This is a genomic window from Bacteroidia bacterium (genome assembly GCA_025056095.1).
Taxonomy (GTDB): domain Bacteria; phylum Bacteroidota; class Bacteroidia; order JANWVE01; family JANWVE01; genus JANWVE01.
Genome location: JANWVW010000086.1, coordinates 1 through 10,871, shown reverse-complemented (window position 1 = coordinate 10,871; position 10,871 = coordinate 1). Strand labels below are relative to the sequence as shown.

Here is a 10,871-nt window from a genome sequence, read left to right as displayed (position 1 = left end):
GTTTTACACTCATTTTCAAGTATATACAAAGTTAAACCTTGAATACATGGACTTGTTACGATTCTTTAGCCCGATTAGACAAACTTTATCTTATTTTGCATTCATTTTCAAATGTTTACGAGGTCAGAGTATATTTTTAGCTTGTTTAATGTTCATTATCAGTTACTTACAAGGTTAAGTTTTGAATAAACAGACTCTGCCGACCTGTAAAGGTTTTTGCGTGAGGCATGCGGAGGGTGCGTCAGCAGTGCGAAGCGCAGCGTAGCACCGAAGCGATAGCGTAGCCCGCAGCTCGCCGACCCGAAGCGCAGCGAAGGGACACGCCCAAAAAAATATCTCGAAAATAAACTTCAACTATCCCTTAAAAATCTCTAATTTGTTCATAATTCAAAAGTTACAAGTTTTCGCAATTCACTTTGTTTTTTCTTTTAGTACATTTGCAATTATGCGCTGTAAGTACTGGAACTATCAACAACTAACCCAAGATGAAGCTAAAAAAGCCAAAGAATTATCTCAAATTTTGAATAATCTACCTTATCCATTAGCTGAAATACTGATAAAAAGAGGCATTGATACATATCAAAAAGCAGAACATTTCTTCAAACCGCAGTTAGACCATCTACACGACCCATTTTTAATGAAAGACATGGAAGCAGCGGTTGAAAGAATACTCCAAGCAATAGAACATAAAGAAAAAATACTCATCTACGGCGATTACGATGTAGATGGCACCACAGCCGTAAGCCTATTGTACTGGTTTTTTAGACCGTTTTATGAACAATATATTGGCTTTTACACACCCGACCGCTATACAGAAGGCTACGGTATATCCTTTCAAGGTATTGATTATGCCCAGGAGAATAATTTTTCGCTAATCATTTCATTAGATTGCGGCATTTTAGCCCACGAAAAAGTAGAATATGCTACTAAAAAAGGTATAGATTTTATTATTTGCGACCACCATTTACCTGGAGAGACCCTTCCCGCAGCAATAGCCGTTTTAGACCCAAAAAGAAAAGATTGCCCTTATCCATACAAAGAATTAAGCGGATGCGGAGTAGGATTTAAGTTGTGTCAAGCCTTGGCTTCAAAATTAAATATCCCAAAAGAAAAAGTATATAACCTACTGGATTTTGTAGCCGTTTCCATAGCATCTGACCTGGTGGATGTAACAGGCGAAAACCGAGTTATGATGTACTACGGTATGAAACTGCTGGACGAAAATCCTAAAATTGGTATAAAAGAGCTTATGCAGGTTGCGAGAATTCCACAAGAACAGAACCTGAATACCAATGACTTAGTGTTCAAAATAGGTCCTAGAATTAACGCAGCAGGTCGATTAAAGCATGCTAAGCATGTTATAGAATTGCTTACTGCTCAAAATAATCCTCCTCAGGGGCTAGCCGATCAGATCAACACTATGAACGAAAACCGAAGAGATTTAGACAAAGCTATCACAGATGAAGCTATATCCATGATAGAAAAGAATAAAGAAATATATGAAAAAAGAAAAAGTACAGTTTTATTCAAGGAGGACTGGCACAAAGGCGTAATTGGAATAGTTGCTTCAAAGATATTGGAAAGGTACTACAAGCCCACTATTTTGCTTACTCAGTCCGAAGGAAAGGTAGTAGGATCAGCTCGCAGCGTACATGATTTTGATATTCATGAAGCTATATCTGCTTGTAGAGATTTGCTTTTACAATATGGTGGGCATAAGTACGCCGCAGGACTGACCCTAAAAAAAGAAAACATAGACGCTTTTATACTAAAATTTGAGGAAGTAGTTACTTCTACTATACAATCTCACAGTCTAACACCTATCTTGAATATTGATGCCGCTTGTAAGTTTGAAGACCTTAATGAAGCTAAATTCATGCGAATCCTGAAACGAATGGGACCCTTCGGTCCGGCAAACATGGATCCTATTTTTTTTTGTGAAAAAGTATCTCTATACTCAGGATGCGAACAAAATTACAGGGTAGTAGGTAATCAACATTTACAACTTGTTCTTACCCAAGATAATAAGATATTTTTTAATGCCATTGCGTTTAATATGGGAACTCCCGAAGTAATACAAAAACTTAAAGAGCATAAGTATTTTAACATTATTTATCACTTTCAAGAGAATGTATTCAACAACAAAGTAACTCATCAACTCAAAATAATAGATATTGAATGGATATAAAGATATTTTGTCTTATTTTTTTGGGGCGTGTCCCTTCGCTGCGCTTCGGGTCGGCGTGCTGCGGGCTGCGCTAACGCTTCGGTGCTTCGCTGCGCTCCGCACTGCTGACGCACCCTCCGCATGCCTCACGCACGCCGCTATCCGACTAAGTCCACTTATTCAAATGTAACCTTGTAAGTAATTGAAAATGAATGCTAAACAAGATAAAAATATATTTTAACCTTGTAAATCATTGAAAATCAATTGAGAATAAGGTAAAGTTTACATATTCAGGGTTAAACGCGGTGTAATAAGTCCATGTATTCAAGATTTAACCTTGTACATGCTTGAAAATGAACGCAAAACAAGATAAAACAAATATAGTTCAAAAAAGTAAAAAAGCTTAACCTTGTAAGTATTTGATAATCAACATAAAATAAGGTAAACCAAAGGTATGCGTACAAATGAGATAAAACATCAAAATACTACGTGCGTGAGGCATGCGGAGGGCAAGCCGTCAGGCTTGGTGCGAAGCCCCTCGCCCACGCTTAACCCCTTGCCCAGGGGGTGCAGCACCGTTAGCCCGTAGCACGCCGACCCGAGCGCAGCGAGGGACACGCCCAACAATAAAAATCCTATTTTTGTACTTATGTACTACGGACTTTTAACCGATCTATATCAACTTACTATGGGATACGGCTACTGGAAAACAGGTAAAGCCGAACAAACCGCAGTATTTAATTTATTTTTTCGCAAACTTCCCTTCAAAAATGGGTATGCAGTAGCCGCAGGTTTATCCACCGCCGTGGATTTTATACAAAACTTTAAATACACCACAGAGGATATTCAATACCTCTCACAACTCAAAGGAAATGACGGAGAACCCCTCTTTGAACCTGATTATTTAGACTACTTAGCAAATTTATCTTTTACAGGAGACATAGATGCCGTAGAAGAGGGAGAAATAGTATTTCCTCATCAACCTATGATAAGAGTAACTGCACCTTTGATACAAGCGCAGCTAATAGAAACGGGTTTATTATGCATTATCAATTTTCAGACGCTTATTGCGACTAAAGCCTCACGATTGATAAGTATTTGTCAAGGTGATGAAATATTAGAGTTTGGATTACGCAGAGCGCAAGGAATAGATGGTGCATTAGCTGCTTCGCGTGCCGCATACATAGGTGGATGTCATGCTACTTCTAATGTATTAGCTGGCAAGATGTATGGTATCCCTGTCAAGGGTACGCATGCGCATGCTTGGGTCATGGCTTTTGACACCGAATTAGAAGCTTTTGAACAGTATGCAAAAGTTTTACCCAACAATTGTGTATTTTTGGTAGATACTTATGATACTATAGAAGGAGTCAAAAATGCTATTAAGGTAGGACATATTCTCAAACAAAAGGGATATACTTTGGCAGGCATACGTTTGGACTCAGGAGATTTGGCTTTTTTAAGCAAACAAGCTCGCCAGATGCTTGATGAAGCAGGTTTTACGGATACAAAAATTGTAGCCAGCAATGACCTTGATGAGTATGTGATTGCAGACCTAAAAAAACAGGGAGCTGTTATTACTGTGTGGGGAGTAGGTACTAATTTGGTAACAGCAAAAGACCAACCTGCACTCGGAGGCGTCTATAAATTGGGCGCACTTTGGGAAGATAACCAATGGAAATATAAAATTAAAATCTCTGAAATTGCAATAAAAATCTCTAATCCAGGTATTCAGCAGGTACGCAGATTTTATGATGAAAACAACATTGCAATATGCGATATGCTCATAGACCAAAATTTACCTTATTCTGCCTTCGTCGTTAATCAAGAAAATGAAAGTCAAGTATTAGAAACTTCACAGTATTCGCGATACAGAGATTTGTTGATTAAGATAATTAAAAATGGTAAGTTGGTATATGATATACCTAATGCTACACAAGCAAGAGATAACACACAAAAAAGATTGTCTGAATTTAGTTCAGGTATTCAAGGTATAACTCCTATTAGTGATTATTTTGTAGGTTTAGAGCAGAATTTATATCAGCTTAAAAAGCAGCATGTTAAGGTAAAGTCATAGGTACTGTATTACATAAAGAGCGAATGGATTTTATATTTTTTGGGCGTGTCCCTTCGCTGCGCTTCGGGTCGGGCTACTGCGCACTACGCTCACGCTCGGTGCTACGCTCACGCTTCGCACTGCCTAACGGCATGCTTCGTATCCCTCACGCAAATAGCATTTTGATGTTTTACCTTGTTTTTAAGTGCGTCCCTGCTTTACTTTGTTTGATGTTGATTATCAAACACTTAAAAAATTAAAATTTTTTACCTTGTTTAAGGTGATGTTATTTTACTTTGTTTTGCCTTCATTTTCAAACATGTAAGAAGTTAAACCTCGAATACATGAAGCTTCCATACCTCTTAACCCTGAAAATTTAGCCTTTTTCTTATTTTCAATTGGTTTTCAATAAGTTGCAAGGTTATAATCTATTTTTACCCTGTTTGATATTCATTTTCATATACTTACAAGATAAAGTTTTAGATAAAGATTCTGCCGACCTGCAAAGGTCCTTGCGTGAGGCATGCGGAGGGCGTGCGATAGCACGGTGCGAAGCCCCTCGCCCATACTTTAACCTCTTGCCCAAGGGCGGGTGGGGCGCAGCACCGTTAGCCCGTAGCACGCCGACCCGAGCGCAGCGAGGGACACGCCCAAAATAAAATAAATACTTACCTCAAAACTCAACCCATCAGTAAAAATACCTAAAACTAGTTTCAAAATGAGGTTTAAATACTAACCACGTTATTTTTGTAATTTTGCACTATGATTAAAAAAATCATCACTTTTTTTGTATTTCTGTCTTTCATCCCTATTCTCACCAACGCACAAAAAGATAAAATATACTACGACCTGCGAGACCCCGATATTGACCCAAAACAAGTATATCATGTACAATTTTACTACGAGGTAAATGACTCCTTATTTACTTACAAACTGTACCCTGTGCTAAAAGAATGTGTCAATTTAGAAACATTAGATATAACTAACAATATAGTAACTAAACTGCCCGAGGATTTTGGCACTACCTGGAATAAACTTAAAAAATTCAAAATGCTCAACAATCGGATTACCCGCCTACCTAAAAAATTCGGCACTAACTGGACGGAGTTAGAAGAATTTACTTTTGATTATACGCTCATACATACCCTACCCGAAGGATTTGGAGAGAATTGGAAAAAACTCAAAAAATTTCATATAGAAAACTGTACTTTGAGAGATCTACCCACTCACTTCGGCATAAATTGGAATGAGTTAGAGCAGTTTACTATCAAGAGAACATACATTTATTTTCTACCTCAATGGCTTGGTATATCATGGACAAAGTTAAATACCTTTAATTGCAGCGATAATCGCATAGACTCCATTCAAGTAGGGTTCGGGGCTACTTGGGTACAGCTTAAATCCTTCACACTTAATGATAATACGCCTCGCAAAAGTATGCTCACACTACCTAACAACTTTGGAGAAAACTGGCGGGAGATCACTTTTTTCTCTGCTCATAATGCTAAATTAGCACCTCTACCCGAAGAGTTCGCAAAAAACTGGAACAAATTGAAATATCTTGTACTCTCTGCAAATAATCAAACTACTATCCCAAACGGATGGCTAAACCATTGTACAGAATTAAGAGAAATACATTTGTATGCAAACGGTATCAACAAAATACCCGAAGATTTTGGAAAAACTTGGGTTAAACTTATTTCATGCTTAATGCACCAAAATAGAATAACCGAGCTCCCCAAAGACTTCGGTAAAACCTGGGATAAATTACAATGGTTTGATATATCCTCTAATTTACTTTACAAAGTTCCTTGCGGTTTAGGCGAAAATTGGAAAGAAATCAAGCAAGCGTATATCAATGACAATAAATTTCCTCCAAACATCAAAGTTCCTGAACGTTTAACTTTGACCCCTAAGCTACCTCAAACTACCCAGGAAGAGTGGGTTAACTTTATTAAACGTGTATGCATGAATTAGTATTTTTGCTCTGTACGATCAGTAGATAAATACCGCTTACCTTTTATCCATTTGTAAAAGATGCTTTTGTAATAAGTAGTATCTAAAATGTTGGCATCTGTGGTAGCCAAATAAATTACTAAAATACTCATAGGTAATAAAATATATACTCCAAGCCATGCGCCGTGCAGCGCAGCAATTTCTTTTTTTATCGCCATTTTTCTGCCCCATTCTGAAATAATCCAGTACAAGATAAAAAACACAGTAGAAACTACGGTAGGCAAACCTAAACCCCCTTTGCGAATAATAGCCCCTAACGGCGCCCCAATCCCCATAAAAATAATGCATATTACAGGTAAAGCAAACTTCTGATGATACTCTAATTCTGCCTTAACTTGTCTTTTTTTTGCTTCTATGATATCATTTCGGTATCCAACCAAATAGTCTCGATGACCTTGTGCTTGATTGAACGCATTGCGATATACTACATTGTGTTTATCCTTTGGAAACCATTGTATTATAGGTTTGGTGCTTAGATTGTTGTTAAATTCTACATTTTGTTTTTTGAGTGTGCTATCGTAATGAAAGGTGGGTCTGAAATAGTCTTTAGCATTTTTTATCATTCGTTCTATTTCTTTTTGTAGAGAGTCTTTCATGCGTTGGAGCTGTGTATTATTTTTCATCTTTTCTGAGTGAAGGAATAGTTTTTTATCTGTTCTGTTGAGTTGTAATGAAGATATATCAAACAAGGTAGTGTATTTATGAAAATAAGTAGTGGCATGAGGTGAGTTTTTAGATTTATTAGGTTCAGGTAGTAGTTCCTCATGCAGCCAACCGTTGTAAAGTGTCATGACTAAATAGTTTTTATCTTGGGTGAACTCCATTTTACCTTGTTTAGCAATGATAATTTTATTAGCACCAAGATTAGCGGTATGGTCGTATATTAGTACATCTGTTAGTGTATTTGTTGCATTATCCACTTTTCGTACTTGTATGCTTACATCTTTAATACCGTTGTAAAAAGTTCCTGAAGTTAATTGAAAGGCGGGTTTTGCTTGGGTAATATCATATAAAAGGCTATAAAAATTGAGGTTTGCCTTAGGTATGACAATATTCGCATAAAAAAACAGCCCTATGGATAAAAAAAAGGTAATAATAAACAATGGTAGCATTATTCTTGGTAAGCTAATTCCTGCGGATTTCATCGCTACTAATTCATAGTGCTCGCCTAAATTGCCAAAGGTCATCAGAGAGGAAAGCAAGATAGCCATAGGTAAAGCGTACAATACAAAAGGAACTATGGCATAAGTTAGTAGTTCTACTATTACTTGCGTAGCCAGTCCCTTTCCAACAAAGTCATCTAAATATTTCATAACAAATTGAAGCATTAACACGAACAGGGCAATGAAAAACGTAACAAAAAAAGGACCTATAAAAGAACGCAGTATTAAACGGTACAGATGTTTGAACATACAAGCAAAAATACGAACAACAATTGGAGGTATGATAGTCAGAGATAAGGTTTTTTTGGGCGTGTCCCTTCGCTGCGCTTCGGGTCGGCGTGCTACGGGCTAACGGTGCTACGCCCCACCCCCTGGGCAAGGGATTAAGGGCGTGTGCGAGGGGCTTCGCACCGTGCTGACGCACGCCCTCCGCATACCTCACGCAAGCTGTTAGCAGGCTAAGTCCACTCATTCAAACTTTAATCCTGTAAGTATCTGAAAATGAACACTAAATAAGATTAAAATATATTTTAACCTTGTAAATACTTCAAAATCAACGCAAAACAGAGTAAAACTTGTGTATTCGGGGTTAAAATGCTATCAAAAGTCCATGTATTCAAGGTTTAACCTTGTATATGCTTGAAAACCAATGCGAAACAAGATAAAACAAATGTATTTAAAACAAAGTAAAAAATTTTAACCTTGTAAGTAGTTGATAATGAAAATAAAACAAGGTAAAGCAAAGATAGGTATAAAAATCAGGTAAAATATCAAAATACAGCTTGCGTGAGGGATACGGAGCATGCCGTTAGGCAGTGCGAAGCGATAGCGTAGCACCGAAGCGTCAGCGTAGTGCGCAGTAGCCCGACCCTTGCGCAGCAAGGGACACGCCCAAAAATAAACCTAATCCATTATAGAACTTATTACAATCTAATACGTACCTTTAATTGAAAAATTTTATTTTGTTTTTCAAAAAAGATTGTAATTTTGCCACTATGAGTAAGCATATCTTAATCTTGGTATTGTTCATAGGCATCTTTCTGTTGAACTTACCACTAAGCATGGCAGCAGGAGTGTGTAATGTAAGTACTACCACTACTCCCATTCAAAAACCTGCAAAATCTGAAAAAGAGAAACTTAAAACTAAAATTGTTAAAAAGGTTTTAGAAAAAAAATGGAAGAAACATGTTCTCAAAACTCAAGCCGTCGGTGCAGCTGAAACCGTAGTGGTAATACTTGTAGCCGTTTTACTTATTGTATTGCTAGCCCTACTAGGGATTGATGTAATAGGTTTAGTGATAGGTGTTCTCCTTATCATATTGCTAGTTTTACTTATCCTTTATTTACTCGGTAGATAAAACTCTGATAACTTTTATTTTCGTAAAAGCTGATATGCACATATCAGCTTTTTTTGTTTACTTATTAAACTTTTTACATTTTTGCATGTTGCAATTCTATATTCATGTTTATCACTGAAGGCGTAAAAAACTTACTCATCATTAACTTTATTGCATTTTTGGCTACGGCTACCCTACCCATCAACCTCTTACAATACGGTGCTTTATGGCATCCTGCGAATCTACCCCCCTATGACTTTTTTCAACCCTACCAACTTGTTACTCATATATTTTTACATGGTAGCATAGGACACATTTTTTCTAATATGCTTGCCCTGTGGATGTTTGGTAGTGCTATGGAAGCTACTTGGGGTACAAAACGCTTTCTGACCTATTATTTTACTTGCGGATTAGGTGCATCAGGTTTGTATTTACTGGTAGAATACCTGACCATTGACAGTGGCTTTTATCCTCCCATGGTGGGAGCTTCGGGAGCAGTATTTGGATTACTTTTAGCTTTTGGAGTAACATACCCTAATAACTATATTAATCTTTATTTTTTCATTCCTATACGTGCAAAATACTTTGTGGCACTATATGCCGCTATTGAATTATATGCAGGCGTAACCAATCAGTACAGCATTATAAGAGGCACAGGACCTACATCAAATGTGGCGCACTTTGCTCACTTAGGCGGAATGCTTATCGGATTAGTTTTGATATTGTACTGGAAACAGAAACGTTATTAAATCATAACTTGTTTAAAGTTCCAAAATTATGGCAAAAATATTTTTTATTGTGCTTACGTTAAGCTTATTTATTTCAAATCCAATTCATATTCGGATCAAAACTCACTCAAATAATCATTCCGACACAACTATCCACTACCCCCAGGAAAAACATTTCAAAAACGTGCGTCAGCTTACCTTTGGAGGCAATAATGCAGAAGCGTATTTTAGTCCGAACGGTAAGTATTTAATTTTTCAGTCCGATTATGCAAAATGGGGTAATCAATGTGACCAAATCCATTTATATGACCTCTCTGACATTCCTAACAAAAACCCCAAAAAAGTAAGCACTGGTTTTGGAAGAACTACCTGCGCCTACTTTATGCCAGATAACAAACATATCATCTATTCTAGCACGCACGCAGGAGATAAATCTTGTCCGCCTGTTCCCGAACGCAAACAAGGTAAATATGTGTGGGCTATTTATCAGGATTACGATATCTACTTAACTGACTTAAAGACAGGCAAAACGACGCCATTTATCACAGGTAAGGGTTATGATGCTGAAGCTACAGTTTCACCTGATGGCAAAAAAATTGTGTTTACCTCTGACCGCAGCGGGGATTTGGAATTGTACGTTTGTGATATTGATGGAAAGAATATCAAGCAAATTACTCATGAATTAGGTTATGATGGGGGCGCTTTTTTTTCACCTGATAGCAAAAGAATTGTTTTTCGTGCTTCTCGTCCAAAAACGGAGGAACAGATTAAAGAGTACAAAGAGCTGTTGAGTCAGCATTTAGTTCAGCCTACCCAAATGGAGATATTTACCTGCAATGTAGATGGCTCGGACATGCGTCAGGTTACTCATTTAGGTAAAGCGAATTGGGCGCCTTTTTTTCATCCGAGTGGTAAAAAAATAATTTTTTCTAGTAATCATGCCTCTTCGAGGGGTTTTCAGTTTAACTTGTACATGATTAACCTGGATGGTTCAGGTTTAGAGCAAATAACTTATGACAAAACATTTGACTCTTTTCCAATGTTTTCACCTGATGGTAAAAAGTTAGTTTTTGCCTCCAACCGTAATAATGGTGGTACTTATGATACTAATTTATTCATAGCGGACTGGGTAGAATAAGGTTAAGTGTAAATAGTTTGAAGGTATTTTTTGATTATGAAGTCTGTTTTTTACGCAAAGTAGCATTATTAGGAGCTAAGTGTTAATTCTTTTTTGGGCGTGTCCTTGCCCTGCGTTTCACTGCGCTCATGCGGGCAAGGTCGGCGTGCTACGGGCTAACGGTGCTACGCCCCCACCCGCCCACCCCCTGGGCAAGGGATTAATGGGGGGTGGGGGGGGGGGAGAACGCGGGTGACCCCCCCCCCCCCCAAAACAACACCAAAAGA

Annotated in this window: 13 protein-coding genes; 9 read left to right on the top strand and 4 right to left on the bottom strand. The window is 37.8% G+C overall.

Going from position 1 to position 10,871, the window contains the following annotated elements; genetic code table 11:
- Window positions 1-174: 174 nt before the first annotated feature.
- Entirely contained in the window at window positions 175-354 is a 180-nt protein-coding gene (locus NZ519_07770; GenBank protein ID MCS7028646.1) for a hypothetical protein, read from the bottom strand.
- 91 nt (window positions 355-445) lie between these two features.
- On the opposite strand from NZ519_07770, the gene recJ reads away from it, so the two are divergent.
- The 6 genes from recJ (at window position 446) to NZ519_07740 (ending at window position 6,200) form a co-directional block, all read left to right on the top strand.
- On the top strand, window positions 446-2,188 hold the full coding sequence (gene recJ, locus NZ519_07765; protein ID MCS7028645.1) for a single-stranded-DNA-specific exonuclease RecJ: 1,743 nt from the start codon (window positions 446-448) through the stop codon (window positions 2,186-2,188).
- A 479-nt stretch (window positions 2,189-2,667) separates the two neighbouring features.
- Complete coding sequence (locus tag NZ519_07760) at window positions 2,668-2,835, top strand: hypothetical protein (GenBank protein MCS7028644.1); 168 nt, start codon at window positions 2,668-2,670, stop codon at window positions 2,833-2,835.
- On the top strand, window positions 2,817-4,244 hold the full coding sequence (locus NZ519_07755) for a nicotinate phosphoribosyltransferase (GenBank protein ID MCS7028643.1): 1,428 nt from the start codon (window positions 2,817-2,819) through the stop codon (window positions 4,242-4,244). The genes NZ519_07760 and NZ519_07755 overlap by 19 nt, the downstream gene beginning before the upstream one ends.
- 23 nt (window positions 4,245-4,267) lie before the next feature.
- Window positions 4,268-4,483: a hypothetical protein gene (locus tag NZ519_07750; protein ID MCS7028642.1), complete on the top strand. Its 216-nt coding sequence runs from the start codon at window positions 4,268-4,270 to the stop codon at window positions 4,481-4,483.
- Between the two features lie 183 nt (window positions 4,484-4,666).
- Window positions 4,667-4,882: a hypothetical protein gene (locus NZ519_07745; GenBank protein MCS7028641.1), complete on the top strand. Its 216-nt coding sequence runs from the start codon at window positions 4,667-4,669 to the stop codon at window positions 4,880-4,882.
- Window positions 4,883-4,985: 103 nt separating this feature from the next.
- A complete protein-coding gene (locus tag NZ519_07740; GenBank protein MCS7028640.1) occupies window positions 4,986-6,200 on the top strand; it encodes a hypothetical protein in 1,215 nt (404 codons plus the stop codon).
- Here the strand turns inward: NZ519_07740 and NZ519_07735 are convergent.
- The 3 genes from NZ519_07735 to NZ519_07725 all read right to left on the bottom strand — a co-directional run bounded on the left by NZ519_07735 (window position 6,197) and on the right by NZ519_07725 (window position 8,284).
- Window positions 6,197-7,651 carry an LptF/LptG family permease gene (locus NZ519_07735; GenBank protein ID MCS7028639.1) on the bottom strand — a complete coding sequence of 485 codons (1,455 nt, stop codon included), beginning with the start codon at window positions 7,649-7,651 and terminating at the stop codon, window positions 6,197-6,199. The two genes, NZ519_07740 and NZ519_07735, sit on opposite strands and share 4 nt — an antisense overlap.
- Window positions 7,536-7,874: a hypothetical protein gene (locus NZ519_07730; GenBank protein MCS7028638.1), complete on the bottom strand. Its 339-nt coding sequence runs from the start codon at window positions 7,872-7,874 to the stop codon at window positions 7,536-7,538. The genes NZ519_07735 and NZ519_07730 overlap by 116 nt, the downstream gene beginning before the upstream one ends.
- A 224-nt stretch (window positions 7,875-8,098) precedes the next feature.
- Entirely contained in the window at window positions 8,099-8,284 is a 186-nt protein-coding gene (locus NZ519_07725; GenBank protein ID MCS7028637.1) for a hypothetical protein, read from the bottom strand.
- A gap of 113 nt (window positions 8,285-8,397) precedes the next feature.
- Between NZ519_07725 and NZ519_07720 the strand changes: the two genes are divergently transcribed.
- The 3 genes from NZ519_07720 to NZ519_07710 all read left to right on the top strand — a co-directional run bounded on the left by NZ519_07720 (window position 8,398) and on the right by NZ519_07710 (window position 10,605).
- Window positions 8,398-8,760 carry a hypothetical protein gene (locus NZ519_07720; GenBank protein ID MCS7028636.1) on the top strand — a complete coding sequence of 121 codons (363 nt, stop codon included), beginning with the start codon at window positions 8,398-8,400 and terminating at the stop codon, window positions 8,758-8,760.
- Between the two features lie 104 nt (window positions 8,761-8,864).
- Complete coding sequence (locus tag NZ519_07715) at window positions 8,865-9,488, top strand: rhomboid family intramembrane serine protease (protein ID MCS7028635.1); 624 nt, start codon at window positions 8,865-8,867, stop codon at window positions 9,486-9,488.
- Window positions 9,489-9,516: 28 nt separating this feature from the next.
- Window positions 9,517-10,605 (top strand): hypothetical protein, encoded by a 1,089-nt coding sequence (locus tag NZ519_07710; GenBank protein MCS7028634.1) that lies wholly within the window; start codon window positions 9,517-9,519, stop codon window positions 10,603-10,605.
- Window positions 10,606-10,871: the final 266 nt, after the last annotated feature.

What these genes read in the sequence shown, in the direction of transcription:
- recJ (MCS7028645.1), top strand. Translation starts at nt 446, where the DNA reads ATGCGCTGTAAGTACTGGAACTATCAACAACTAACCCAAGATGAAGCT.
- NZ519_07760 (MCS7028644.1), top strand. Translation starts at nt 2,668, where the DNA reads ATGCGGAGGGCAAGCCGTCAGGCTTGGTGCGAAGCCCCTCGCCCACGC.
- NZ519_07755 (MCS7028643.1), top strand. Translation starts at nt 2,817, where the DNA reads ATGTACTACGGACTTTTAACCGATCTATATCAACTTACTATGGGATAC.
- NZ519_07750 (MCS7028642.1), top strand. Translation starts at nt 4,268, where the DNA reads ATGGATTTTATATTTTTTGGGCGTGTCCCTTCGCTGCGCTTCGGGTCG.
- NZ519_07740 (MCS7028640.1), top strand. Translation starts at nt 4,986, where the DNA reads ATGATTAAAAAAATCATCACTTTTTTTGTATTTCTGTCTTTCATCCCT.
- NZ519_07735 (MCS7028639.1), bottom strand. Translation starts at nt 7,651, where the DNA reads ATGTTCAAACATCTGTACCGTTTAATACTGCGTTCTTTTATAGGTCCT.
- NZ519_07730 (MCS7028638.1), bottom strand. Translation starts at nt 7,874, where the DNA reads ATGAGTGGACTTAGCCTGCTAACAGCTTGCGTGAGGTATGCGGAGGGC.
- NZ519_07720 (MCS7028636.1), top strand. Translation starts at nt 8,398, where the DNA reads ATGAGTAAGCATATCTTAATCTTGGTATTGTTCATAGGCATCTTTCTG.
- NZ519_07715 (MCS7028635.1), top strand. Translation starts at nt 8,865, where the DNA reads ATGTTTATCACTGAAGGCGTAAAAAACTTACTCATCATTAACTTTATT.
- NZ519_07710 (MCS7028634.1), top strand. Translation starts at nt 9,517, where the DNA reads ATGGCAAAAATATTTTTTATTGTGCTTACGTTAAGCTTATTTATTTCA.